31 protein-coding genes are annotated in these 26,935 nt (G+C 36.5%); 4 read left to right on the top strand and 27 right to left on the bottom strand.

Features of this window, described 5'->3' with window-relative positions; all coding sequences use genetic code 11:
• Positions 1–62 precede the first annotated feature (62 nt).
• Positions 63–965 (top strand): GNAT family N-acetyltransferase, encoded by a 903-nt coding sequence (locus ACY9Z2_RS09385; protein ID WP_463609374.1) that lies wholly within the window; start codon positions 63–65, stop codon positions 963–965.
• Between the two features lie 82 nt (positions 966–1,047).
• Here the strand turns inward: ACY9Z2_RS09385 and ACY9Z2_RS09380 are convergent, their stop codons facing one another.
• Positions 1,048–3,507 carry an immune inhibitor A domain-containing protein gene (locus ACY9Z2_RS09380; protein WP_463609373.1) on the bottom strand — a complete coding sequence of 820 codons (2,460 nt, stop codon included), beginning with the start codon at positions 3,505–3,507 and terminating at the stop codon, positions 1,048–1,050.
• A 270-nt stretch (positions 3,508–3,777) separates the two neighbouring features.
• Between ACY9Z2_RS09380 and ACY9Z2_RS09375 the strand changes: the two genes are divergently transcribed.
• Positions 3,778–4,272: a BsuPI-related putative proteinase inhibitor gene (locus tag ACY9Z2_RS09375; protein ID WP_463609372.1), complete on the top strand. Its 495-nt coding sequence runs from the start codon at positions 3,778–3,780 to the stop codon at positions 4,270–4,272.
• Between the two features lie 97 nt (positions 4,273–4,369).
• Here ACY9Z2_RS09375 and ACY9Z2_RS09370 read toward each other — a convergent pair whose 3' ends face one another.
• From ACY9Z2_RS09370 to ACY9Z2_RS09330, 9 genes are all read right to left on the bottom strand, one after another.
• Complete coding sequence (locus ACY9Z2_RS09370) at positions 4,370–5,074, bottom strand: IucA/IucC family C-terminal-domain containing protein (RefSeq protein ID WP_463609371.1); 705 nt, start codon at positions 5,072–5,074, stop codon at positions 4,370–4,372.
• A gap of 12 nt (positions 5,075–5,086) precedes the next feature.
• On the bottom strand, positions 5,087–6,124 hold the full coding sequence (locus tag ACY9Z2_RS09365) for a FecCD family ABC transporter permease (protein ID WP_463609370.1): 1,038 nt from the start codon (positions 6,122–6,124) through the stop codon (positions 5,087–5,089).
• Positions 6,121–7,134, bottom strand: coding sequence for a FecCD family ABC transporter permease (locus ACY9Z2_RS09360; protein WP_463609369.1), 1,014 nt, complete (start codon positions 7,132–7,134; stop codon positions 6,121–6,123). The genes ACY9Z2_RS09365 and ACY9Z2_RS09360 overlap by 4 nt, the downstream gene beginning before the upstream one ends.
• Before the next feature lie 66 nt (positions 7,135–7,200).
• Entirely contained in the window at positions 7,201–8,211 is a 1,011-nt protein-coding gene (locus ACY9Z2_RS09355) for an ABC transporter substrate-binding protein (RefSeq protein ID WP_463609368.1), read from the bottom strand.
• Between the two features lie 187 nt (positions 8,212–8,398).
• The gene (locus ACY9Z2_RS09350) at positions 8,399–9,757 is read right to left on the bottom strand and encodes a GntP family permease (RefSeq protein ID WP_463609367.1); all 1,359 of its coding nucleotides are present in this window, start codon (positions 9,755–9,757) and stop codon (positions 8,399–8,401) included.
• A 78-nt stretch (positions 9,758–9,835) separates the two neighbouring features.
• The gene (gene dgoD, locus ACY9Z2_RS09345; RefSeq protein WP_463609366.1) at positions 9,836–10,984 is read right to left on the bottom strand and encodes a galactonate dehydratase; all 1,149 of its coding nucleotides are present in this window, start codon (positions 10,982–10,984) and stop codon (positions 9,836–9,838) included.
• Between the two features lie 3 nt (positions 10,985–10,987).
• On the bottom strand, positions 10,988–11,623 hold the full coding sequence (locus tag ACY9Z2_RS09340; protein ID WP_463609365.1) for a bifunctional 4-hydroxy-2-oxoglutarate aldolase/2-dehydro-3-deoxy-phosphogluconate aldolase: 636 nt from the start codon (positions 11,621–11,623) through the stop codon (positions 10,988–10,990).
• Positions 11,624–11,635: 12 nt separating this feature from the next.
• On the bottom strand, positions 11,636–12,589 hold the full coding sequence (locus ACY9Z2_RS09335) for a sugar kinase (RefSeq protein ID WP_463609364.1): 954 nt from the start codon (positions 12,587–12,589) through the stop codon (positions 11,636–11,638).
• Positions 12,590–12,645: 56 nt separating this feature from the next.
• A complete protein-coding gene (locus ACY9Z2_RS09330; RefSeq protein ID WP_463609363.1) occupies positions 12,646–13,500 on the bottom strand; it encodes a MurR/RpiR family transcriptional regulator in 855 nt (284 codons plus the stop codon).
• Between the two features lie 293 nt (positions 13,501–13,793).
• On the opposite strand from ACY9Z2_RS09330, the gene gnd reads away from it, so the two are divergent.
• Positions 13,794–14,675, top strand: coding sequence for a phosphogluconate dehydrogenase (NAD(+)-dependent, decarboxylating) (gene gnd / locus ACY9Z2_RS09325; protein WP_463609362.1), 882 nt, complete (start codon positions 13,794–13,796; stop codon positions 14,673–14,675).
• 60 nt (positions 14,676–14,735) lie between these two features.
• Positions 14,736–16,274, top strand: coding sequence for a gluconokinase (gene gntK, locus ACY9Z2_RS09320; RefSeq protein ID WP_463609361.1), 1,539 nt, complete (start codon positions 14,736–14,738; stop codon positions 16,272–16,274).
• Positions 16,275–16,439: 165 nt separating this feature from the next.
• Here gntK and ACY9Z2_RS09315 read toward each other — a convergent pair whose 3' ends face one another.
• From ACY9Z2_RS09315 to ACY9Z2_RS09235, 17 genes are all read right to left on the bottom strand, one after another.
• Entirely contained in the window at positions 16,440–16,976 is a 537-nt protein-coding gene (locus ACY9Z2_RS09315) for a hypothetical protein (RefSeq protein ID WP_463609360.1), read from the bottom strand.
• 2 nt (positions 16,977–16,978) lie between these two features.
• Positions 16,979–17,188 (bottom strand): hypothetical protein, encoded by a 210-nt coding sequence (locus ACY9Z2_RS09310; RefSeq protein ID WP_463609359.1) that lies wholly within the window; start codon positions 17,186–17,188, stop codon positions 16,979–16,981.
• A gap of 28 nt (positions 17,189–17,216) precedes the next feature.
• A complete protein-coding gene (locus ACY9Z2_RS09305; protein WP_463609358.1) occupies positions 17,217–17,402 on the bottom strand; it encodes a hypothetical protein in 186 nt (61 codons plus the stop codon).
• 17 nt (positions 17,403–17,419) lie between these two features.
• On the bottom strand, positions 17,420–17,830 hold the full coding sequence (locus tag ACY9Z2_RS09300) for a GNAT family N-acetyltransferase (protein ID WP_463609357.1): 411 nt from the start codon (positions 17,828–17,830) through the stop codon (positions 17,420–17,422).
• A 52-nt stretch (positions 17,831–17,882) separates the two neighbouring features.
• Positions 17,883–18,560, bottom strand: coding sequence for a Type 1 glutamine amidotransferase-like domain-containing protein (locus ACY9Z2_RS09295; protein ID WP_463609356.1), 678 nt, complete (start codon positions 18,558–18,560; stop codon positions 17,883–17,885).
• Positions 18,561–18,569: 9 nt separating this feature from the next.
• Complete coding sequence (locus ACY9Z2_RS09290; protein ID WP_463609355.1) at positions 18,570–19,316, bottom strand: class I SAM-dependent methyltransferase; 747 nt, start codon at positions 19,314–19,316, stop codon at positions 18,570–18,572.
• 54 nt (positions 19,317–19,370) lie between these two features.
• Positions 19,371–20,081, bottom strand: coding sequence for a class I SAM-dependent methyltransferase (locus ACY9Z2_RS09285; RefSeq protein WP_463609354.1), 711 nt, complete (start codon positions 20,079–20,081; stop codon positions 19,371–19,373).
• 58 nt (positions 20,082–20,139) lie between these two features.
• The gene (locus ACY9Z2_RS09280; RefSeq protein WP_463609353.1) at positions 20,140–20,973 is read right to left on the bottom strand and encodes an aminopeptidase; all 834 of its coding nucleotides are present in this window, start codon (positions 20,971–20,973) and stop codon (positions 20,140–20,142) included.
• A gap of 30 nt (positions 20,974–21,003) precedes the next feature.
• Complete coding sequence (locus ACY9Z2_RS09275) at positions 21,004–21,465, bottom strand: GNAT family N-acetyltransferase (protein WP_463609352.1); 462 nt, start codon at positions 21,463–21,465, stop codon at positions 21,004–21,006.
• Positions 21,466–21,498: 33 nt separating this feature from the next.
• Positions 21,499–22,335: a nucleotidyltransferase domain-containing protein gene (locus tag ACY9Z2_RS09270; RefSeq protein WP_463609351.1), complete on the bottom strand. Its 837-nt coding sequence runs from the start codon at positions 22,333–22,335 to the stop codon at positions 21,499–21,501.
• An 89-nt stretch (positions 22,336–22,424) separates the two neighbouring features.
• A complete protein-coding gene (locus ACY9Z2_RS09265; protein ID WP_463609350.1) occupies positions 22,425–22,865 on the bottom strand; it encodes a hypothetical protein in 441 nt (146 codons plus the stop codon).
• 43 nt (positions 22,866–22,908) lie between these two features.
• Positions 22,909–23,775: an alpha/beta hydrolase gene (locus ACY9Z2_RS09260; protein ID WP_463609349.1), complete on the bottom strand. Its 867-nt coding sequence runs from the start codon at positions 23,773–23,775 to the stop codon at positions 22,909–22,911.
• Entirely contained in the window at positions 23,772–24,452 is a 681-nt protein-coding gene (locus ACY9Z2_RS09255) for an HAD family hydrolase (RefSeq protein ID WP_463609348.1), read from the bottom strand. The genes ACY9Z2_RS09260 and ACY9Z2_RS09255 overlap by 4 nt, the downstream gene beginning before the upstream one ends.
• Positions 24,453–24,456: 4 nt before the next feature.
• On the bottom strand, positions 24,457–24,894 hold the full coding sequence (locus tag ACY9Z2_RS09250) for an NUDIX domain-containing protein (RefSeq protein WP_463609347.1): 438 nt from the start codon (positions 24,892–24,894) through the stop codon (positions 24,457–24,459).
• Positions 24,895–25,009: 115 nt separating this feature from the next.
• The gene (yidC, locus tag ACY9Z2_RS09245; protein ID WP_463609346.1) at positions 25,010–25,771 is read right to left on the bottom strand and encodes a membrane protein insertase YidC; all 762 of its coding nucleotides are present in this window, start codon (positions 25,769–25,771) and stop codon (positions 25,010–25,012) included.
• A gap of 26 nt (positions 25,772–25,797) precedes the next feature.
• The gene (locus ACY9Z2_RS09240) at positions 25,798–26,088 is read right to left on the bottom strand and encodes a hypothetical protein (RefSeq protein WP_463609345.1); all 291 of its coding nucleotides are present in this window, start codon (positions 26,086–26,088) and stop codon (positions 25,798–25,800) included.
• Between the two features lie 139 nt (positions 26,089–26,227).
• Positions 26,228–26,728, bottom strand: coding sequence for an HXXEE domain-containing protein (locus ACY9Z2_RS09235; RefSeq protein WP_463609344.1), 501 nt, complete (start codon positions 26,726–26,728; stop codon positions 26,228–26,230).
• Between the last annotated feature and the right edge of the window lie 207 nt (positions 26,729–26,935).

The following is a 26,935-nucleotide window of genomic DNA, read 5'->3' as shown; positions in this document are numbered from 1 at the left end:
AAGTTTCCCTTCTATTCACATTATAATTTACATAAGGAAATATACTCGGGAGTGAGTAAAATATGGAGCAATTAATTCGACCACTAACTAATAAAGACAGTTTGTATGTAAAAATAATGGATACAGGAATTGAGGATGACTACATTATTCGTATATTTGATCGCCTTGTAACAGGGAATAATCATATGTATGGTTTATTCCTCGATGATCAGTTAGTGAGTGTCGGTGGTATTTCCGTATTTGCAAACCAGTATGCGATGTTGGGGAGACTGCGCAGTGACAGAAGATTTAGTGGTAAATCACTTGCGACAACTCTAATGGCACATATGATGAAAGAAGCTTTTCATATAGATGGGGTAAGATGGGTTGGGGCTAACACACAAGAAAATAATCTAGCTGCTCGCCGGGTTATGGAAAAAATCGGTCTAACCTCATACATTCCATTATATGGCGCAATAACAAAGAATGTGGCTACGCTTGAATCAGGAGATAAGCCATGGAAACCAGTAGTTGATGTAGCGAAAAAAAGATATTGGTTAGATAAAATGTACGGTTCATTAACTTCGGTTTTCCCCTATGAATGCTATTATTCATTTCCAGTGTCTAGCGCATTATTCCAGAATCAAACGATACAGCAATGGGCATTTTATGAGAACGAAGACAAAACCCGTGCACTTATCACAAAATTGGATCATAAAAAGTATCACTATTTACATACGCTTTATCCTTGGAATGATTTCACATCACAAAAAGGGTTATGGGAGACGATAGCTAGAGAATTCAAGCATTTAAATAAACAAACTAAAGAAGAAACATACATTTGGATGGATTTATCACCACACCAAAAAGAACTGCTGCCTACTAATCATCAATTTCAATTATCTTCACCATGGATTTTATATGGCATAGAAAAAATAAAGTGGCAAGAGCAAAGTGCCATAGATCTATCCAAAAACATCAAATAAAGAAGCTGTAATTCGTTAGAACACGGATTACAGCTTCTCATTTTACTTAACGATTCCTACATCAACATTTTGTATGAGAGAATTAGTCTTCGTCCTCGTCATCATCTTCTTCATTGTCCTCATCATTTTCATCGTCTTCTTCGCTGTCTTCGTTGTCCTCTTCGTGATCATCCTCGGCATCCTCTTGAGAAATCTCAATACGTGCTGTGCTTTGATCTCTGCTTGTTTCAACTACTTCAAATTCCAATCCAAATTCAGGAACATTACGTCCAGCATCTAAAATTGGATCGTTACTATAATCGTTACTATCTTCAAATTCATCAATATTCCGAGTATGGTTATCTTTTAACGTTACTCCGAGTAAATCTCTATAATCTAGAAACATTTTTTCACTCTTCCCAACGTTAAATGCTGCATCATGAATTTGGTATCTAGTATCAGCGAGGGAACCATCGCTCCATTTCAATACCTTCTGATCCGCATCTACTACACCAAGGAACCCTTCGCCCGGATGAATGCCTGTCCAGTTATTGTCATAGGATTTATCAACATACCATACAACAAGGCCTTCTCCGTAAGACATTAAGCTATCTCCACGTCTAATGTGGGCAAGTCCCTTATCTACACCAGCATGGTTACGCCATTCTAATAGATAATAATGTTCTGTATAGTAAGTACCATCATCCTTTGTGAACCCTTTTAATTCAAATGCAGAAGTATCACCCTCAGCATCATCAAATAGAAGTTGTTGTCCGTCAGCCACAACTGCAATATTATCTACATAAAAGCCAGGCATTGTTGCAGCTACATCTGTCCAGTAATTAAACTTTAATTGTATTTGATTACCAGCATATTGGGAAAGGTCAAACGTTGCATCTACCCATCCATTTGAGTTTCCTGTAATACCATTACCAGGATTTTGACCATTTGGATTTTCCGTAGTAGTAATGTTACCTGGGATTGTAGTCCATTTGTCTGATCCTGCCTCTTTCACTTTAATTGAAGCATAATCCCAACCTAATTCTATGTCGTACCACGTTTTAAACGTAAGTTTTGCATCTTGCGCATTAGATAAGTCTACTGTGCGAACCATTGAATTATCAAGGTTGTCACCTTTACCACTGAAATATTCATACTTTCCACTGAATGGTGTATTTACCATATTTTTCTTGTTAGGTAGACTTACGTGAATGGCATCATTGTGGGTACCTTTTGTATTTGCTTGATCGAGAATAAATTCTTTTCCGTCTTCACTAATAGAATCTAAAGAAACTGTTTCACCTTTTAACCAATTACTTCCTTCCATACTTGCTTGTAAAAATTCTCTTGCATATGGACTGAATCCTGTTGGCTCCGTACCAGGAACTTTTCCTGCCCAGCTACCACTTGCCATTATTGACCAGTATGCAACTGCTTCCCCTGCACCCGAATATTGTGTATCATACTCATCTGGTAATCCTAAATCATGACCGTATTCGTGAGCAAATACTCCAGCAGCACCATCCTCAGGCTCAATTGTGTAGTCATATGCCGCATAATCTGATCCAGGTATTTGATAAAGCCCGCCAAGATTCCATCTGTGCGACCAAATAGCGTCACTACCTAATGATCCACCGCCGGCTTCCTCACCAACACCTGCGTGAATTACCATTAAATGGTCAATAATACCATCCGGTTCGCGTAAGTTACCATCACCATCAAGATCATAACGGTCTTCTTGGTCAAAGTTACTTAAATCAACATTTGGATCATTTGCTGCTTTTGCTAAAGCTTCTTTTACAAGTACTCTTGGACGAATATCACTCCCATCTGGAGCTGGATCATTTGCACCATAATATGCTGCTGGGTGATCAGCAGTATACCAACCAGCGATGTCCCCTCCGATGGTATAGCTTCCTCCAGATTGTTTTTCATAAAATTGCTTAACCGAAACCAAATTCTTCCCATTTGGACCAGTATAGCCATTTGATCCGAAGATCATTTTATTAAAATGTTCTGCCGGATAATCTTCGTAATACATATCGGTTTCTTCCGGTTGGATAGAACTGTTTTGATAGTTAGGGAAATCGATTAATATGGCAAGTACATTGTCTTTTCTTACATCACCGGTAAAGTCTTCCTCTACAACCGGATCAAGTCTATCATCATCGTCCTTCTCGTCGTCATCATCATCTTCCTCTAATCCTTCATGATCGTGTTTGTTCTTCATTTTCTTATGTTTCTCAACTTGTTCTTCAGCTAGTTCCCCTTCAGAACGTTCTTGTGCTTCTTCTTGACGATCCTCCAGATACTCATGTAATTGCTCTTGCGCCTCTTCGATTGTTGCATTTTTCTTTATTTTTCCTTCTTCTTTTAACATTTCAATAAGCTTTTCATCATTCGCTATGGACATGTCAAAAGGACCAGTATGTAAGGATACGTGTTTGTCGGATTCTGTCTGTCCTTTAACATTTGGTAGTGTTGTAGCTGCGACACCTGAACTAAATGTGCCAATGCTTAGTGTCATTGCCATTGCTACGGAAATAATCTTTTTCTTATTCAAAACATTCACCCCAAATCGTTTTTTTAACTATCATTAATCCTGTATTTACCCTTCACCTCCATATTGATTAAAACTAACAATTGTCAGAATTAATGTTATGTTGTCAAGATTACTATATATTTCAGAATGTATGTATCAGTCAAAATTCCTGATTTTTCTAGTTTTAGGTAATTGGAACCAATTTTGAGTATTCGACATTACCTGGACTATTTCCGTAATATATCGGGAACTATGTTAATCTAGGATATAAAAGAAATTGGAGGATAACTGATGATAAGACTTTTGATGTTAGCACTTTTATTAATCATTGGGATTGCAGCATGTGGGCAACAAGAGGAAACAAATAAACAAGAAAACACTACTAATGAAAAATCTAGTAATATAAATGAAGAAGACGACGGTTCCACAAATGAACCAGCTTCTACTGGTATCGTAGCTGGAAAACTGGAAGCTACAATTGAAGTTAGCGGTAGTTCCGCAGAATTTCAAATAAAGAATCAAACCGAAAAGGTTCAAGAACTAATTCTCTCAGGAAAAACTTCCTATCAATATGTAATTAAAGATGCAGACGGAAAAATAGTTTTTGAAAAAGCAAAGAGCAAACCTCAATATGAACAAAAGAAACCTATTACATTGAAACAGGCTGAATCCATCGTGTATTCATTGAAAATACCAAATGATTTAAAGCCAGGAGAATATCATATAACAGCAGTTTTACACAGTCATCCAAAAATAAAAGCAAGTACTTCGTTTACAATAGAATAATTAATTAGAAACTTGGCTTATCACCCAAGCCTTTGCACCAATAAAAACATATTCATCTAAAATCGATGAATATGTTTTTATTCTACAGATTGTATCTTTATCTATTTTTAATTGGACAGTTGGCACAATACCCTATTCCTTCCACATCTTCCTCAAGCTTGCAATACAAACAACAGGTTTTCCTTGTAGGTCGTAACTGTAACTCTTCCCCTATTTTCAAGTAGGTACTAATAGGATTTTTTGTTAATCCAAAAACTTCACCTGGTGCATTTTTCAAGTAATAAAAATCACTATGTAAGTTCTCATATTGCATAGGTGACAATTCTTTAACTGCCGTTTTTCGGTAAATCGAATTTATTCGAACAGCTACATTCTCCCATAAAACGGTTGTTGGTACTCTTGAAGACTGTTTCAAGGCCTGAATCAAAGGTGTTATGTGTAAAGAGAAAAGATTGGTTATTACTTTTTTTCGCCAATCATCCCTCAACGTACTCGTTCCTTCGCTCCAATCATAGCTAGTTAAAAATAATTTCCGTTCATTACTAAGAATACATGCCTCTATTGGCAAATGTATGGCGCGATTATACATAACCATCGTATATAGAGTAGATGAAACAGCTATAAATGCGTAACGTTTCATTAACATAGATGCCGCAACCGATTTATTTGGTGCGTTTATCGCTATCATTTGTTGATGTAAGAAGGGCCCGAGCGATTCTTTAGCAATTAAATCAGCGAGTGAGGTTCCTTCATAGTGAGACTGATCAATATGTATGGCAAAGGTTTTTAATTCATTAATCACATAAACACCTCATCACATATTCCGATTTTTGTACAACAAATAAATAAAGAACGGTGCTCCTATTCCAGATACGAACACACCAGCAGGAAGATCGAGCGGTAAAAAAGCGGTTCTTGCAACCACGTCAGCCAATATAACTACTAATCCACCAATTAATGCAGATATTGGCACTAAACCACCGAAGGAATTGCTTACAAGTTTTTTTGCAATATGCGGTGCTATTAATCCGACGAACCCTATTCCACCAGCAAATGCAACTGCAGAACCAGCTAACGCAACACTAATGAAAAGAAGTACAAATCGATTAAACTGTACTCTTGATCCAAGACTTGTGGCTACATGATCTCCTAATTCCTGGACGTTAACAGCATTTATGAATAAAAAACAAAGTGGGATAAAAATAACCACCCACGGTAACATAGAAAGTACTTGATTCCAATCTGCTCCGTATACACTCCCGGTTAACCAAATATACGCTTTACTCGTTGAATAGGTAGGATTTAAAACGATCATCATCGTGACTAATGCGCCCATCCCTGCTTCTATCCCTATACCAATAAGCACAATTCGAATTGGAGTAACACCTTTTTTCCAAGCTAAAACATAAATAAAAAGTGATACCACCCCTGCACCCACTATAGCAGCGAACGGAAGCCAAACAATACTAACAGCTGAAAATGCTGTAATAAATACAACAGCCGCAACAGATGCACCACCAGTAATTCCGATAATATCGGGTGAAGCAAGTGGATTCCGAATAATCCCTTGTAAAATAAGTCCAGATACACCTAATGCCATCCCAACAAGTAGTGCAAGAAGCATACGTGGTAGCCTTAAAACATCAATTACAAAGGCATGCTCCCCTGACCCTAATCCAAGAACATGTTTAACAACTTCTATCGGATTAATAATGGAGCTACCAATCGATAATCCTGATATAAATACAATAAATAGTATACAAACTAGTATAATTGACACGAGGAGGGATCTCTTTTCTATCTCAAAGGAAATCGAACCAGAACGGTTCCTTACAGTTATGTATTTGTTCATTCCTTGTCAAACCCCCTTCGTGCAATGTAAATAAAGAATGGCACACCCAATAGAGCAGTCATAACGCCAATTGGCATTTCTTCTGGCATAATCACAAACCGAGCAACCACGTCAGCAATCAATAAAAGACTAGAGCCATATAGCGCACAATACGGAATAACCCAGCGATAATCAAATCCGACAAGAGAACGGACGATATGTGGTACGATCAACCCGATAAAACCAATAGCTCCTCCTATTGCTACAGAGCCGCCAGCCAAAACAACGATCACAACACCCATTACTGCCTTTAGTATAACCGTTCGTTGCCCTAATCCTTTTGCTACATCTTCACCTGTAAGTAAAATGTTAATTGGATAGCCTAAAAACAAAGCAATAATACCTGCACCAATCATAAAAGGTAGAATTGGTAATAGCATCTCCATCGTTCTTCCTGATACTGAACCAGCCAACCAAAATAAAACACCCTCTAAATTTTGTTCATTTAAAACTAAAAACCCTTGTGTAAACGAACTAAAAAATGCTGTAATTGCTGCACCAGCTAGCACAATTTTAATTGGGGTCATTCCATTTCGACCCATCGAACCAAGAAAAAATACCATTACTCCAGCAATTGCCGCTCCTAAAAACGCAATCCACATAAAATGAATCAGTGATTGGACAGATAGAAATACCGATGCAAAAACAACAAAAAATAACGCACCAGCATTTACACCGAAAATACTCGGCGATGCTAACGGATTTCTCGTTAGTGCCTGCATTAATGCCCCTGCAACCGCAAGGGCAGTTCCAATAACCGTGGCAATCACAGCTCTTGATATTCTTGTAGTGGTAATAATAATATGTTCTGTTGAGTTTTTGTCGAAATGGAGAAAAGCATCGATTACTGTTCCGAAAGAAATTGGCGTCTGGCCAAATACTACACTTGCTACAAATGAGGAACAGAAGAGGATTATTCCTATAACAAAACCAACAATCTTCAGTGAGGTACTGGGAAATAAATGTGTCATCTACTCACACTTTCCATTCATTATGTAGGAAAAGGGGAAAGTCTGAACCTCCCCCTTTCATCTTGCCTATTTTTCTAATCCAAAATGATCATAAATTTGATCTAGCATATTATTGGCTGCGATGATTCCTCCACCCATATTCCAAGCAACATCATCCACAATATAGGCACGATCATTTTTTACAGCATCTAGGTTTTTCCATAGTGGATGATTCGTCCACTCTTGATAGTTCTTTTCGATTGCTTCTGCGTCCGTATCATCTGAATTGAAAATAAAGAATACATCTGCATTCATCGATGGAATGCTTTCTTTACTTGTAAGCTTTAACACAACATTTCCTTCTTCTGCTGCTTTTTGTTGTGACTCTGGACGTACAAAACCTAGTTCACTCAAGATATCACCAGCGAAACCAGTTATATAAATACGTGCGTGGTCAGCGCGGAAATTAAGAACCGATACTTCAATCGGCCATTCATCCCCTAACTTAGCTGTTATCTTTTCTTTGAAATCTGCTACTCTATTATCCCAGTCAGCAAGAAGTTGATCCGCCTTTTCTTCCTTGTTCATTGCTTTACCCATCAAATCAACGGTTTCTTTATACTTGAAAACTGTTTCATGCATAACCGTCGGAGCAATCTTCGATAATTTATCGTAGATCTTTTCGTGACGTAGTTTAGATCCAATGATCAGATCTGGCTTAAGCTTTGAAATTTCTTCTAAGTTTGGCTGCGTTTCCAATCCAACATGCTGAACATCTTTCAAATCATCACGAAGATACTTATACATCGGTTGTTCTACCCATGAATCGACTACTCCAACCGGTGTAACGCCGAAAGCTACTGCAACATCTGTGGCACCTTGGTATAACGTAACAATACGCTTAGGCGTTCCTTCAATTTCTGTAGTGCCCATTGCATGCTTAACTTCCCGTACATCACCAGATTCCGATGATTGATTACTAGATTTGCCCTCCGTGCTTTGATTTCCACAACCAGCTAAAACAAGAATTATAGAAACTAAGATAGCTAGAATATAATATGTACCTTTCTTCCCAACTGAATATGTGTTACCTAACATAATATCCCTCCTAATTGATAATATAATAATGATAATCATTATCAATTATGAAGTTTATCCTAAACTCAGATTAAAAGCAATAGTTTATTGAAATTATTTTGGAAACGTTTGCACTTATATCCTCAATAAACAAGCCTGTATTACGTCTATTCCACGCAATACAGGCTTTATACTAAGTTTAGATGTGTTAAATAAACATACTAATAATCAATGTCATACCGAATCCAACAAAAGCAATGATCGTTTCCATAACTGTCCATGATTTCAATGTATCTTTCTCAGACATTCCGAAGAATCGGTTTACCATCCAGAATCCGGAGTCATTAACATGAGATGCTATTGTAGCTCCAGATGCGATTGCAATAACGAGTAACGCAATCATCGGTCCTTCAATGCCAAGCGTACCGATAACTGGTGTAATCAAACTTGCTGCTGTGATCATAGCGACGGTTGCAGAACCTTGTGCAATACGAATTGCTGATGCTACAACGAATGCAAATACTAGAACTGGTATGTTCATGTTGGCCATTGACTCAGCAAGTACGTCACCAATACCTGTTTCAACTAATACTTGCCCGAAAATTCCACCTGCACCAGTAATCAAAATAATGATCCCAGCTGGTTCTAGGGACTTCGTTGCTATTTCTTGGATTTCAGAACGAGAGTAGCCACGTCGTGTTCCAAGTAAATAAAACGTTAATAATGCAGTGATGGTCAACGCTACTCCAGGATTACCAATGAACGATAAGACCGTACGCAAGGTACTCTCTTCCGCCAACGTTACACCAGCAAAAGTGTTTAATAGAATTAAAATAAGTGGTAAAAGAATAAGAACTGCAACCATACTAAAGCTTGGTAAATCCTTATCATATTCTTTACCTCTAGCTTCTTCGGCCATGTTTTGTAGCATTAATTTTGGTACTTCTACATGAATTTTTTTAGAAATATACGTACCGAAAATCGGACCTGCAATAATCGCAGCTGGTATACCAGCAATTAAACCAAATAAGATTACCCAGCCGATGTTAGCACCTAATAGAGATGCAACGGCAATTGGACCAGGTGTTGGTGGCACAAAGCTGTGTGTAACCGCCAAACCAGCTAATAATGGAATACCATAGAATAGTAATGATTTTCCTGTCTTCTTAGCTAAGCTATACAAAATAGGAACTAAAATTACAAAAGCAACATCTAGAAATACAGGAATCGAAATAATAAATCCTGTTAACATAAGTGCCCAATTTACTCGCTTCTCACCGAACTTATCCATCAATGTTAGTGCAAGTCGCTCTGCTCCTCCAGAAGCTTTTAGTATTTCACCGAACATTGCACCGACACCAATGATAACAGCGATTTCTCCAACTGTTCCACCCATACCAGCCTGAACAGCATCAAATATTTCTGATGGGCTCATACCAGCCATTAAACCTACTAAATAACTAACAACTATTAATGCTAAAAATGCTTGTAAAGTTACTTTAATAACTAAGAACAATAGTAACGCTACGCCAAATACAGCTAGCAATATTAAACCTAAAGCAGACATTTCAACTCTCCCCTTCTGTGTGTTTTAATTTGTTTGACTTTCCTACAAGACTTTACTTCCCTACCTGTTATCACCCCTTTACCATTCGGCTACAGTGCCATCTTTATGCCGCCATACTGGATTTTTCCAGCGATGACCTTCTTTTGCGGATTCGATGACTCGTTCTTCATTTATTTCAATTCCGAGCCCAGCACCATTTGGGATGGATACAACACCAGACTCGTATTTAAACACTGACGGATCAACTAAATAATCGAGCAAATCACTACCTTTATTGTAATGAATGCCAAGACTTTGCTCTTGAATAATACAATTCGGTGTACACGCATCAAGTTGTAAAGACGCAGCTAAATTAATTGGGCCAAGCGGTGCATGCGGAGCAACTGCTACGTCAAATGTTTCAGCCATAGCCGCTATTTTTTTCGCTTCCAAAATACCACCTGTATGGGACAAATCAGGCTGAATAATATCGACAACTCCATCAATCAGCATTTGTTTGAATCCCCAGCGGGAATAATTACGCTCGCCTGTTGCAATTGGGGTAGTTGTATGTTTAGCGATTTCCTTGAATGCTTCCAAATTCTCAACTAATACTGGTTCCTCGATAAACATTGGTCGATATGCCTCAAGTTCTTTAACAAGGATTTTTGCCATTGCTTTGTGAACACGACCATGAAAATCAATGCCAATACCAAAATCATTTCCAACAGCATCCCGAATAGCTGCCACCCTACTAACAGCTGCATCCACTTTCGAATAACTGTCAATGTAATTCATTTCCTCTGTTCCATTCATTTTGATCGCCGTAAATCCCGCATCGGCTTTTTCTTTTGCTGCGGCACCAACATCTTGCGGGCGATCACCACCAATCCAGGAATACACCTGAATATTTTCGCGTACAGCGCCACCAAGCATCTCATATACTGGCATATTGTAATACTTTCCTTTAATATCCCAGAGCGCTTGTTCAATTCCGGAAATGGCACTCATCAAAATAGGGCCACCACGATAAAATCCACCTCTGTATAAAACCTGAAAATGATCTTCTATGTGCCTTGGATCTTTACCGATTAAGTAATCCATTAATTCTCGAACAGCAGCCTCTACTGTATGCGAACGACCCTCGACAACTGGTTCACCCCAACCAACAATGCCTTCATCTGTCTCAATTTTTAAAAATAACCAACGTGGTGGAACTTGATAAAGTTTAAAATCTGTAATTTTCATTTTTTACACTTCCTTTATCGCTTCTACAAATTGTTGTGCATTCTTGGTTATCGTTCTTAACGCATTCGAATCAATTGATTGTTTTGTATTTACAAGAGCACTACCAAGTCCAGCAGCAACTGCACCATTTCTAAAGTACTGTTGAATATTGCTCAAATCTACGCCACCCGTAGGCATTAACGGAATATGAGGCAGTGGAGCTTGGATATCTTTGATATAACTTGGACCCATCACATTTGCTGGGAATATTTTTATCAAATCAGCACCATGCTCATAAGCAGTTAAAATTTCTGTTGGTGTCAATGCACCAGGAATACTTACAACCCCGTATCGTTTCGCCACTTTAATTGTTTCCACGTTGACAGTTGGCGAAAAAATAAAGCGGGCACCTGCCATAATTGCTGAACGAGCTGTTTCTGGATCAAGTACAGTCCCCGCACCAACAACCAGATGCTCACCAAATTCTTTATTAAGATTACTAATTAAAGTTGTCACATTTGGTGTGTCCGCAGTAATTTCTAAAATGTGGACACCACCTTCATGCAGTGCCCGTGCAATTTCTAAAACATCATTACCTTCAGCACCACGTATAACGGCAACTAATTTATGTTGCTGTATTCGATAGAACGTATCTGTCATCATTCAACCTCCTTATCGTTCAACATCGTCTCGTTCGGTTTGACTTATAAAATCAAGTAATCTATTTTTATCCGGTAAACCTTCCACATCACCTTCAGCCATCGTTACCATTGCTCCAACAGCATTACCTCGTTGAACCGCTTTCAGTACATTCAGTCCGTCAATTAACCCTGACAAACATCCAGCAGCAAAGCCATCACCGGCACCGACTGGATCTACCACGTTTTCAACTGGAAAACCTTCCACAAAACCTGATTCCTGATCAGTTAGCACATATGCACCTTTTTTACCGAGCTTTAGTATTACCGTCGTTGCACCGTTATCTTTAAATTTTTGCGCCAACATTTCAGCATCGAATTTTCCAAATAAAAATGTTCCCTCGTCCATGCCTGGTAACACAATATCAGCCATTCCAGAAAGCTCTAACAGAACTTTACGTGCTCTTTCTTCCTCCCAAAGTTTACGCCGTAGATTCGGATCAAACACTACGGTCACACCAGACTTTTTTGCGATGTCCACTGCCCTTAAAACGGTTTCATAACATGACTCACTAAGTGCAGGTGTGATGCCTGTTACATGCAAAAATTTAGCATTAGCGATGTATGTCTCATCTAAATATCGGGATGACAGTTTACTGGCAGCTGAACCTCTACGGTAATAATTCACCCGTACCTCCTTAGGTGTTAACTTTTCCTTAAAAAATAATCCAGTTGGTGCTGTATCATCAAAGGTTACCTGATCAACATCTACTCCCTCACCTCGGATAAAGGATTGGATACGTATTCCTAACTCATCATTACCAAGACGACTAATCCATCCCGCTTTTGCTCCAAGTCTCGTTAAGCCAATTGCGACATTCGATTCCGCACCAGCTACTCTAGATGAAAACTCACCCGCATAACGCATGAGTCCTGAAGATTTCGGTATAAACTGTATCATCGTTTCGCCTATCGTGACGACATCCATTTCGCTACCTCCTACCGCCCATTAAAACGTTTTCATTCCTGTCGAAAAAATTTTCATTATAACCTTTTTAACGAAATAGCCCGCCGCATATTTTGCAATGCATCGCGCCCTGATTCTTTTTTGGCAATCATCACATTCGTATAGAGTGCATCAATTAGACTAAGCTGAGCAATTCGTGATGACATTGCTTCTGAACGAAAATCGATTTCTTCCGCCACTGTATAAAGAGAAATATCCACTTCTTTCGTTAATGGAGACTTAGCAAAGTTTGTGATGCTAATTGTTTTAACACCTTTTTCTTTTAGCACTTCTAAAACATCTAACATATCCTTTGTCGAGCCAGAATGCGATACCAATACAGCAACATCATTCTCCGTTAATTGAGAGGCAGACATCAATTGCATATGTGACTCCAGGTTCGAACTTACGTTTAATCCTGCGCGAATAAATTTATGGTAGGCATCAAATGCAACTAAAGCAGATCCACCACTTCCGAAAAATTCAATTCGGTTAGCATGAAGAATTGTTTGTACTGCTTGCTCAATAATACTCCCGTCTAATATGTGCATCGTATCTTCAAGCGTTTTTATATTAGAACGAAATACTTTTTCAGAAACAGTACCAACCGTATCATCTTCACTAATCTTTTCATGTATATCCTTCATCGGCGTGACAATTTCTGCAGCTAGCGCAATTTTCAGCGCCTGAAATCCTTTAAAACCAATCCGCTGACAAAAACGAAATACTGTAGATTCCGCTACTTCCAACTCATCCGAAACCTGATTAATCGTATGATGAATAATTTTTTGGGGATTCTGTAGAATATAATCTGCAATTTTCTTTTCTTTGTCACTAAACTTTCCGTAATTACCACGGATACTCGCCAGACCGTGATTTTGCACGATTTCCATTAACTTTCTCCTTTTTTCTTTGTTTAGCTAAGGCTTCTAGCGCCTTCGCTTTTCTTTGTCTAGCTACGGCTCCTAGAAGCTGCCGTCATAAACAATGAACACTACAAACTCGAAAGACCACGTGTTTTACGGTTCCTTGCTTATGCGTCCGCTCCTGAACAGTCGCCTTCGCTTTTCTTTTTCTGAATTTATAAAAATGATTATACAAGAAAAAAATTCTTTTTTCAAATTTGATTACGGAAAAATTTTTGATATACTTGCAGTAAGAAGAAATTTACAACGAGGTGGACTTGATGAAATTAGGAATTATTGGCCTAGGTAAAATGGGTCTAAATCTAGCATTAAACTTATCCGATCACAACCATGAAGTTGTTGGGTATGATAATCAAACAATTGATAATAAAGACATTGAGACAGCTACATCAATTGCAAATCTTGTGAAGGTACTACCTACACCAAGAAAAATTTGGTTGATGGTACCAGCTGGAGATATAACTGAATCAGTACTTAATGAACTTTCTCCTCTTCTTGTTGAGGGGGACATTGTTATTGATGGTGGTAACTCCAATTACAAAGATACGTTAAGACGTGCTGAAGCTCTTTCGGAAAAAGGAATTTATTTCTTTGACTGTGGTACAAGTGGTGGAGTGGACGGTGCACGTAATGGTGCATGTACAATGGTTGGTGGCGATCCAGAAAAATTTGCTGAAATCGAATCATTATTTAATGATCTCTCTGTTGAAAACGGCTACCTTTATACCGGAAAATCTGGTAGTGGCCATTTCTTAAAAATGGTTCATAATGGCGTGGAATATGGCATGATGCAGTCTATTGCAGAAGGATTCGATATATTAAACAAAAGTGAATTTGATTATGATTACGAGAAAGTCGCTAAGGTATGGAACAATGGATCTGTAATCCGCTCGTGGTTAATGGAGTTAGTGGAAAATGCTTTCTCAAAGGATGCAAACTTAGATCAATTGCGCGGCGTAATGAACTCATCTGGTGAAGGGAAATGGACTGTTGAGTCTGCACTTGATTTTCAAGTAGCGGCCCCAGTAATCGCGTTATCATTAATGATGCGTTATCGTTCACAAGAAGATGATACATTTTCTGGCAAAGTGGTTGCAGCCCTTCGAAATGAATTTGGTGGGCATGACGTTGTAAATAAATAAGTTGAAAAAGAAAAAGGAAACGCACATCCTTTTTCTTTTTCTAATTTAGGAGGTTCGATGATGAAACGATTATATATTGGAGTAGATATTGGAACAACAAGTACAAAAGCTATTCTATATACAAAACAAGGTGAGGTAGTTGCATCAAGCACAAACAATTATCCTCTACATACACCAAATCCACTTGTCGCTGAACAAGATCCGAATGAAATTGTTGATGCGGTAGTTGGCGCAATAAGAGATATCATTCGAAAAAGCAATACCACTAAAGATCAACTTGCTTTCGTTTCATTCAGTTCTGCGATGCACAGTTTAATTGCAGTTGATCCACATGGGGAATTATTGACAAATAGTATTACATGGGCTGACACGCGAAGTGCAGAGTACGCAAAAAAAATAAAAAATGAACACAATGGACATGAAATTTACTTGCGTACTGGAACTCCTATCCATGCAATGTCACCACTTGCAAAACTTGTTTGGCTAAAAGCAGAAAAACCACAAATTTTTAAAAAAGCTTCCAAATTTATTTCTATAAAGGAATATGTATTTCATAAATTATTTGGTGAATATGTCATTGATTATTCCATTGCATCTGCAACAGGTTTATTTAATTTACGGGAACTTGATTGGGATGAAGACGCGTTAAAGCTAGCAGGAGTAACTAGAGAGCAATTGTCGAAAATTGTCCCTACTACTTATCAAATGACAGGACTAAAACAGGAATTTCAATCGTTTATGGAAATAGACGATGTTCCGTTTATTGTCGGTGCAAGTGATGGTGTGCTATCCAATCTAGGTGTTAATGCTATTGAACCTGGTGTTGTGGCTGTAACAATCGGAACGAGTGGCGCTATTCGCACCGTATACAATGAACCAAAAACAGATCCAAAAGGACGAATTTTTTGTTATGCCTTAACCGAGAATCATTGGGTAATAGGCGGACCGGTAAACAATGGTGGCATTATTCTACGCTGGTTACGTGATGAATTTGCCGCTGCGGAGGTCGAAACAGCAAAACGATTGGATATTGATCCATATGATGTGCTAACAAAAATTGCCTCCGGTGTTAATGCGGGGTCAGATGGGCTGATTTTTCATCCATATATGACTGGGGAACGCGCACCATTATGGAATGCGAATGCACGTGGTTCGTTCTTCGGACTAAGCATACATCATAAAAAACAACACATGATTCGTGCTGTGTTAGAGGGAACAATCTATAATCTATATACCGTATTACTTGCACTGGAAGAGTTAACCGGAGAACCTAAACGCATCCAAGCAACAGGTGGATTTGCTCGTTCTGAAATGTGGCGACAGCTAATGGCCGATATTTTTGACAAACCCGTTATCGTACCAGAAAGCTTTGAAAGTTCCTGTCTTGGGGCCATTGTTTTAGGCATGTACGCAACTGGAGAGATAGAAGACTTTAACATCGTTTCAGAAATGGTAGGGAACACCAATACACACGAACCTGTCGAAGAAACTACTGCAATTTACCGTGAACTGTTACCAATTTTCATTAGATTGTCACGGATGCTTCATGACGAATATAATCAAATTGCAGCATTTCAGCGTAAATACTTAAGTGAATGAAAGTTTGGATTGGCTATATTAGCTCACGTTTCATATAAAGCAATTATAAAAGCATGGATTAACTCGGCATCCATGCTTTTTTCTTTACTGTCATTTCATTTATAAATAGTCTTACATCTAGTTTTATGTATTTTCCCTACCGAACCAACTTTTGCTAGAAGCAAACTATTTTATTTCATATTTTGTATTTAGCATGGTGTTTCCAACCAAATCATTATTCTTCCACCATTGAAATTCAATTGCGTACTGTTCAGAATTTTTTTCTCCCGTTACAGGTAGATTCAAATGATTTTGTTTAACATCGATTTGTTTCATTTCACCTGTTGTTAGATTGTGTAATAAAATTTCTGTCGGCTTTGGTTCCATATCAAGCCAAGAAACTTTAATAATGTCACCATCTTTCACAATACCGCTATGTATATCTGGATAATTGTAACTTAAAGTTTTTGAACAATTATTCCAGCAAATATATTCATAAGAATGATCAAATCCGAATCCGTTAAATACCACAGATGGTTTTGGGATATCGTCTATAGGAAGTTTGTTTCTATCATTCGAATTTTCTTTAGGCTCTATACTACTACTCTTTTTTTCTGAATTAGAGACAATATAAGCAGTTTCTTGTTCACTCCCTTCACTATTATTCGTGCATCCAGTTATAGTTAAAGTTAGTATTGAACAAAAAAGTATTACTTTCTTCATCATTATCCTCCGTAAAAACCAATTATCTTTAATAAAGTTGTTCCAATAAACGTAACTGCAACTCCAGTAACAATGACAATCATCAACGTTCTAATTCGTTTTGTATCAAACCAGACGAATATTGCCATTAAGAGAGTGAAAATTATACCAAAAAATATAGAAGCATATGGATTTGTTGGCACAATCCAATCATTCCAATTTAGAAAGTCCATAACGTTGTCCCCCTAGCCTTAGCATAATCTAATAATAGGTCACTTCACTCGTCAGGATTACAGTAAAATGAGAGTGACTAACTGGAATTACGTTGTGAACAAAAACATTATACGATCCAGTTTCTTCTCTTTTTTTGTCAATTAAATTCCGTAGCATTTCAGCTAAAGAATCCCCTTCGGTTAACTCTATATCTACAAACTCTTGTTCTTTCACTATTATCCTCCTTCGAACTATATTAATTTTACAAAGGAAACAAGATCACCATTATCACAGGACGAGAAGCCATGTTTTTCATAAAAGCTTCTTACATCAATTGCATCATTCGTTAGTAAAACTTTTTGGCGAACATCATCGTATTCATGTAAAATCCTTTGTAAAAGGTGCGACCCTATTCCCTTGCCTTGATAACATTCTAATACAAGAATATCTTGAATATAAATGATTGTCAGGCCGTCCCCCACTACCCTAATTAGACCTACCAACTTATCATCATCCCAAGCTGTAATAACTTTTAATGAATTCTTTACTGCCGCAACAAGTATTGGCATATTTTTGGTGTAAGAGGTCCATCGAACGTCATCATAAAGATTTTTTAGGTTGTTTTTGTCACATACCAAGTCTTCTTTGTAATCGATAGTCACATAATAACCTCCTTCAACATTTCATCGACTATTTAAACTGCATAATTCATCTTTATTCCTCTCCTATATACAATCCAGGGTTGACTATAGTCTTACTCTCACCATCAAAAATATAAGCAGGGTTCATTCCAATAACCTTTAGTCCATTTTCACTAACAAATACCGCTGTTCCTTCCGGCAACGCTATCACCGGATGTTTGTACAATTGAATATATTCTTTTATTAACGAATGGTTATCTTCTTCGTAATGGCACTCTATTGAAAAGTTAACAAGATTTAAACCATCCACATCTATTAAGTTAATGTCGTTACTATCCGAATGAGCACAAGTCATAATATCAATTCCTTGAATTATCGCACCGGCACTACCTCCGTAAACCACTCCACCAAGCTTTACAAATTCTGTTAAAATACGATCAAATCCAGACTTCTTAAAATCATTTAGTAACTTAAACGTATTTCCACCACCAATGTATACTGCTGAAAACTTTTCCATGTCCTTGATTGTTCGATCGTTTAGATCAGACCACATTTCAATATTTTCGATTCCAAGCGGATTAAGTACACTACATATCCATTTGAAGCAGGAATCGTATGAATTTAATTCAGGTTCTCTTGCAATAGGTATGTATAGCACCCACTTGTTCTTGTCGACCTCCCCAGCAAAAACCTTATCTACTAATACTGTCTGATGGCCATCGCCACCACCAGATAAAAATAACTTTCCCATAATATCATCCTATCTCTTTTTACACTTTATAATCAAAGTAGTAGGTACAGATTTTGCCTTCTCATAAGAATACCAACGATTTGCATGCCGATGGACGTCTTCCTCAGTTAAACGAACTTCCTCAATGATTCTTTCAATCTGAAAACCACTCGCTATTAATGTATTAATATACGTGCTGAGTTTATACTGTTGCATGATTGCCGGGTGTTCCCAAGCTTCGTGATCATACGGTCCTTCTTCGTGGTAGGATTTTTCAAACGTCAAAATATCATCTGTTTTTCGTACCCGACTATGTAAGGGGTGTTCCCAACTGAATATAAAAATGCCGCCTGTTTTCAAGTATGAATTCACGTTCTTCAATGTTTTTTCCAAGTTCGTCGTCCATCCGAGAGCAAATATAGAATAAACGATATCAAAATAGTTATGCGTTAATCCTGGATCATGTTCCATGGGTGATTCAAATAACCTTACTTTTGAGTTGCTGTCCTTTAATAGTTTTCTAGCCGCTTCAATCTGCTTACTAGACAAATCTATTCCCCATAGTTCACTAGCATTTCGTTCACTCATGTATTGAAGCGAATGGCCACTACCACACCCAATATCTAATACTTTTGCATTCGTTACATTTTCAAAAAGATTCAATTCATCTTCACTTGGTGCAAGTGGCCCGTATTCAGGAAGTGGATTTCTCCCATAAAATCGATGTGCTACTTCATCCCAGCTTTGTTTATTTAATGTAAGTGACTCCGTGTTCATGATAATTCCTCCTAGTTATTTTGCAAATGTGTTGAGTTAAATACTGCAGAGAGACTACGAATAATTTTTTCTAACGACATAAGTTATTGCATTAGTTTTTAGTAAAACTGATTTTTCCATTCTGGTAATTTTATATGTCAACGGCTTAACTATTTCATATAAAACATTCCAACCTCTATACGTACTTCTAAGTTTATGCAACATTTTATCTGTTGAAATGTTTACCTCAACAAGTGCTTCAAGCTGTTCTTTTGTTTCCATATTAATCTCTTCAACTTCTGAATTAACTATAATGCAATTAATTCCATTATGTTTCGTACCTTCAGCAATCTTTTGAATAACTCTATCGAAAATCTCCTCAGAGCGAACATGCTCTAAACTTGAAACCGCAACGATAAAATCATAATAGTTAGGAGTTACTTCAAAACATTCTATATCTGCTTTTATAGTTTGAATTACTGTGTCAACCATGTATTCCTTACTGTAATGATTTAATTTTTGTAAGGCTGAATCTAATAAATCAACACAAATAACCTGAGCATTTTTATCTTTTGTTGCTTCTGCTATTGGAATACTATTTCTGCCCACTCCACACCCTAAATCAAGAACTTTTAAATCTTTATGATCTTCAAGCAAGGGAAGGAATCTCATCACTGTGTCTACAGGTTTATGTAACCATGATCCTTTTTCAAACAGTTTGTAATTGTCATAGCAAAGATCATGATATTTCTTTTCTTCATTCCGTATATAATCAATCCTATTCAATTTTTATCCCCTTTTTTCTACATAATTAAAATACTTTTATCATTCTTCCTCGCACCCTCTATTGATTAATCCACTTATCGAATTCAACACTTATCTTCCCTTTAGCTAACAATTCCAGCACCTCAGATTCAGACATCTTCTTCATTAGATCAACAACAAACTCTGTTCCGAGAAAATAACCAAGTCTACTATACCCAAATCGCTTACCACCTGATAGTTTAAGCCACTCACGTTCTTTATTTTTTGTGCTATCCTTTAAATCATTTCTAAAGGCGTCAGCTATTTCTCTATGATTACTCCTACAAAAAGAATACCATTCCTCGCCGTCATCATCATATGCAAAATAAACACTCTGTGGAAGACCAGGTACAAGTTTTTGAGATAGGTACGTCGCAACTCCTTCCAAGTACAATGAATTACGTACGTCTTTCCAATCAACGGTTATCCAATCAATTCCAGCATCATCTAATATATGATAATGATAACTATGTATTATTTCGTGTGCTACTAATACTTCCAATAACCTTGGATCATTCGGTAACATTTCAATTGATAAATAGATTTCAGCTCGATGATCTACGAATGCATTAGAAGCGTACAAACCAATAAAAAGATGTATAGGGACATTGAGAGAAAACCCAAAGTATACTTTTGCCTTCCTATCTATTTTTTCTAACACGGCAGGAAGCAACCTGTAAGTATTTTTCAATTTAGAATAGTCATCGGAAAATTGTTTAATGGCACTTTGCATCTTTGCGTCCGTTTTTTTACAATATCCATTGAAATAGGTCTTAAAAATTCCAGGATATCTTTGGTAGTATTCATTCAAATCAATAGGTGTTGTTGAATCATAAAGTTGGAAAAAGAAAAATGTACTATCATTAACTTTCAAGATAATTCTCCCCTTAAGTAATCAAGAAAATTATAGTTTCTTAAACACAAACTCCCGTTGTTTAATAAACCCCTGTCTTTCATAAAATTCTTTCGCAAGGGTATTGTCTATCCAATAATCCAGTTCGACCAGATCAATTTCATACTGTCTTGCTATCTCATAAATTCGATTCATTAAAACTGTTCCATAACCTTTATTACTTTTCGTTCCATCTATACAAATTTGATGAATATACACTGACTTATATGGAACTTTGAATGCATGTCCTTGAAAATCTCGAATTTCAATCCAAGCATAACCAATTGCTTCATTGTCGTGTTCTAGTAAAAGAAAAATGGCATCTTTATCATTTATCAGTACTCTAAAAGCTTCTTTCACTTTTTCGTAGTTATATTCATAAAAGTGTTCTGGAGACAAGGCATAATGTAAATCCTGAACCGTTTTATTTAATCGTGCAATCACTTCATAATCTTTTGTTTGACTAATCTTCATAAAAATTCTCCATTCACCAGAAACATTTATAGTCTACAAAACCATCGCTATAATACGCTTACACCATTCTTCTTTTTCTTCCAACCCTGTTTTCAAAGATAACTCTTTATTCAGCCTCATGAATTCAGGAACAATTTTGGCTAATGTTTTCATAATTTCCATCGAATCTCTACTACAATCCCAGCTCTCCAACAAAGACAATTGCCAGTCTTTCAAGTGACTTCTTTTACCTTCTAGCTTTGACCAGCCCCCGTAAGAACTGTCTATCCGTTGGTCCATTTCCATGTACCATCCCAAAACTAAATGCCACCTTACCTTATCCAAGTTGGCCAAGGCATAAAATTTTTCATCCCTCATAACTGATCGGTATGTTTCATGAAAGAAGGCAAACATTTTCCCACGCCAAAATTCAACATCCTTGGAGGAAGCCTGATAAGTGAGTTTTGAGGACTCCTCTAATACGTTTTCCACTATTCCATTTGGGTCATATAGAGCCTTTAACCCGCGCAGCCATAAAGATGGCTCAAGTTCGCCTGGCTCTTTATAAAACGTATCGACCTTAACAAAACAATCGAAGTGGGTTACCACAACTGGTGAGTTTTCTACACCTTCGTAAAACAAAACATTTCCCCATCTTTGAGATCGATTCCTCTTTTCACGAATAAAACGATCCTTCTTCACAGGTTTAACGATAATATGTAAATCAATATCCGAGTAATTGTCGAAATTACCTTTAGCTAACGATCCACCTTGATAGATAGCTAAAACATCTGGATCGCTTGTTAAGTCTATTAATGCATTGTCGAGTAATTTTTCACGATGTTTTGGTAACAACAAATCTCTTTCTTTATGTCTACTTTCAAATCCCACACATGTTGAAACAACTCCTTTGTATTTTATTATCGATTCCGATAGAATCCCTTCTTAACATGGATTGCAATTATAAAAACAATTATTCCTTACCTTCTCAACCTTTTTTTAAATAAGTAAATAACTAAGGAAAAGATCAAAATTAAAATTAAAAAAATAACGACTTTTGCCAATATGCTAGAGAAATTATATTTCCCTTCCGCATACTGTCCTCTTCTAATTGCTTTTTTATATTGACCGTCTTTCAACTGAACTGCAATTGCTTCACCTGTACTAATACCATGTATTGAATAATATTTTGTACCTTCTTTAAATGCATTTGAGAAATTACCTGCATAAGATTCCATATCTGAGTATCTTGTTACTTGACCAATCTCATTATCAATCTCAGTTACAAACTCATCCACTACTTCATATATATAACCTTCCCAAACTACAAATGGATAAGCCCAAGAAGTTGCTAATGAGTTACTTGGAAATAAAAACAAAATAAATATTACAGAAAAAGAAAGTAAGTGTTTATTTCTCACACAATACACCCTCCTGCATAATACGTATTAAACACCATATTTATTAGAGTTTACCCAGTAAATCTATTATGATATCTGGCCTATCTTTATGTGTTTCATGATCACTTTGTCTAGCAATGATTAATTTACCATTGCTAGATAACTGCGATAATTCATTCTGTAACTCTCGCCAAACTTCCTCGTATAAAACAGCTTCTTTTTCGGGAATCCCGTGCTGCATGAAGGCTTTAGTTGATACTACTTTATCCCTCGCAATAACGAATAAGGGGATGTTAGGAATTTCATCCATTCTTTTAATGCTTTCACCACTATTACCCCAATTACTAAATTCCTCAGCAATGGTTTTGAATAATAAGGGACTAGAAACGAACTCTTTAACCCCCTCTAACATATCTTGAGGCAGTCTTTTCTCCTGTTCCTTCACTATATTTTGATTTGATAGTAAAAGTTCTTCCTTTGATTTTTTTGAAAAAATTATATTACTATTAATCATTTTTTCTAGTGAAATAAGTGAGTACATTACCGGTAAATCCAGATCATATAACCGTTTGTAATCAGGGGAAGTAGAGTCAATTAAAACTAGTCTTTTTATTTGGTAAGGATACATTTTTGCATATTGCTGTGCACATAATCCCCCGAAAGAATGCCCTATTAGTATAACTTCTTCAGTAACTCCAATTTGCTTCAACAAATAATTAAGTTCTTTGGCAATATTTTTCGTTGTTCTAGCGTTAGTTGGTTTAGCGCTTTTTCCGTATCCCGCTCGATGATACAGGATTACCCTAAAGTTCTTCTTGATATTTTGAACTAATGGATACCAATCATATAATGAACAACCTATTCCCAGTTCTATAACTACTGTAGAATTACCTTCCCCATAAACTTTATATTCTAGATTCAATTCCTTCATGAAATCCCCCTTACCAACACTTCCAATTCATTCAAATCATGAATAACCATTACATCTGAATGTGTTTCTTTATTTTTTCGATTTAGCCAAATCCCTTTCGTTCCAGCCTTTGTACTCGCTATTGCATCCGTATCAACCCGGTCTCCAATATAATAGCAGTCAGTAATTTCGACTTCCGCTTGTCTACAAGCAGCTTCAAAGATTTCTGTATTCGGTTTAGCTATTCCGGCTTTACTTGAAGTAACGACACAGTCAAAATACTGACGAATGCCAATGTAATTTAGTTTTTCTATCTGCTGGTCATAATCGCCATTAGTTATTATTCCTAATGAGTGACCTTGTTTTTTCAATGTAGTTAAACATGAAATTACATCATTATAAACCATCCAATTTTTTTGATACAGGTCTAAGTACTCATCAAAAATACAATCTGCCTGATAATTACTTAATCCTAGTCCAAGAAAATGCTTAATACGCATTCTTCTTTGTTCTTGAAAGGACAATTCTTTTGCAAGAAACTTGGTAAAATACGAACCCGATAAACGATTCCACTCCAATATAAATTCGTTCTTCGTATAATTTAAATCTTTGTTATGTAACTCAAAAAAATCTTTAGCAGCCATTCTTTCTGCTCGATTATGATCTAGTAAAGTTGCATCAATATCAAAGAAAATCATTCTTTTACCTTCCTAAAATTAAATCCAATAGATCGTCTGGGACTAGCCTTAATTTTCCATTTTGAAATTCATTTAATGGTTTCCACATGGCCTTATACGAAATGCCATTATCTTCTAAGCCTACTAAAACGTCTTTCTCATATAGCTCTTGTTCAACGAATTTGGCGTCGTATACCTGAACTAATTCATGACCTACTTCACCATTAAATGTAAAAATGTTTTCTACCGTTCCTAAGTATTGAATGTCTTGAATGGAGGTCTCTAATTCTTCCTCAATTTCCCGAATTAGTGCATTCGAACTGGATTCACCATACTCAATACCTCCACCAATCGGTCGATAAAAATAATCATCTCTGCTTGGATCGTAGCCTTCTGCAACAAGAATGGTATCATCTTTTTGAAATAGACAAATAACTAACGGTCGAATAACTCCTTTTCGCACGAAAAAACCCCCGATTTTATAATGTATTCATAACCTTTTCGACTTTTTAACCAAAAATTCCTGCTTGAAATAAAAACGGGATGCGATTCCTATGAACCACATCCCTAATATTTTTTTAAACCTTACTATGATTCAATCTCTTCAGGTAAATTTCATTAGAAAACCATGTCTGGATTATCAGAAATAATCCACCCACTGCCCAGTATAACGGTAAAGCTGCTGGCACAGTAAGTGAAATCACCAGTATCATGATTGGTGAAATTAGTCCCATCCAACGCATCATTGGATTAGCTTGTTGTTCCATCGACATCGTTCTATGCTGAATTTTAGCTTGTATATAATAAATAACCCCCGCAATCACTGCAAGTAGAATGTTTGGTTCACCTAAGTTGAACCACAAAAAATTGTGTGTTGCGATTTCTGTTGAACGTTGAATGGCATAATAAAACCCCATTAGAATTGGAGCTTGTATTAGCATTGGCAAACATCCAACCGATAGTGGGTTAACCCCATGTTTCGTGTAAAGGTTCATCATATCCTTTTGGAGTTCATTCTTTTTCTCCTGATCATTTGTTTTCTTAATTTCACCTTGAATGCGCTCCATTTCTGGTTTTATAACAACCATCTTATCCTTCATATGTTGTTGATTTTTATATTGTTTCAACATAAACGGCATTAATATAAGGCGAATTAATAAGGTAATTAAAACTATTGAAATACCATAACTTCCATCAAAAAATGTGGCCGTTGATTTTATTAAAAACGTGAAGGGATCTACAAAAATTTGTATCAAGATGTTATTATCCGTACCATCACCGCTTGTGCAACCGCTTAATAGTAAAAAAGAAAAAATACTTAACGCAACTAATCGTTTCAAATTACTCCTCCTTACAAATTATAAATCTATGGTGTAAGAAGGAGGTGATGATCATCTTTATGATCATTTGGTGAATCTTTTAGCCTAATACAAAAAACGATAAAATTTACTACCGTTTCAATATGAATATCAATTGGGTAATGAAGACTTTTTTTGATGTATGTATCATAGGTGGATCTTATATTGGCAAAAATACTTGTGTCACAAGCCTTACCAAAATAGTGATGAACTACAAAGAGGGAAACAGGTAGCATAGCTGACATAAACAATAAATAAAACTGTAAATCCATAGGTAATTCAAAAAGAAATTCGATCATCATGTTTCCCTTCTTTCACTAAAAATTTTTCTTTTTTAGTTATACGGAACTGACTATTAAAAGGTTTCACCTAAAAGAATTAGGTAAATTGATACCTATAATTCAAAGTGCTTTATATTTATGTAGAAACAAGAAATATTTAAAAGAAAAAGCGCACACAAAACATCGAACCAAATAAAAAGATTACGATCCCGATTGCATACCTTGAACTTACATTCCACGTCGTCTTGGAAAGCAAATTGTTGTGCTTCAACTTCTTATAAGCAATAACTGTGTAAGGTAACACAATTAATATTGCTGTAACAACCCCAGGTGTGTACATTCTTAATGCAATACTTTGGCCGACATGTGTAAATACATTTATAAATAGAATAATCAATGTAGCAACATATAGGTTCATACTAATGCTTGCTTTCAAATGTTTAGAGGCATAATAAGCAAGTATACCGTACAAAATGGTAAACAACGCAACTACAATACCAAATTCGTATGGTTTATACCCCATGTTGTCTACAATTACCTCAATAAACGTTCCTTTATATAAATTACTATTATGTTCTAACCATTGATGTGTCCAGATAACTTCCTCTAAATCATGGAATAAAAAGATGAATGGTCCTAACCAAATGATCTTTCTCATCGTTACTAGTTAACCACCTTATATCTTATCTCTATATTTTTATTTTGATTATAAGATTGGAGGTGCTTGTTGTAAATAACATTTTGTTTCAAATAGATAAATGAAACTGCCAAAAATAATATACCATCTCCATTTGTTTAATAACGGATTTTGTAACAAAAACAAAACGAATACTAGATAGCTTTTGTGATATTATAAAATATACGC

The organism is Virgibacillus sp. GM2-2 (genome assembly GCF_055329585.1).
Note: the sequence above shows the minus strand (reverse complement) of the source record. Positions and strands in the feature narration are given on the sequence as shown.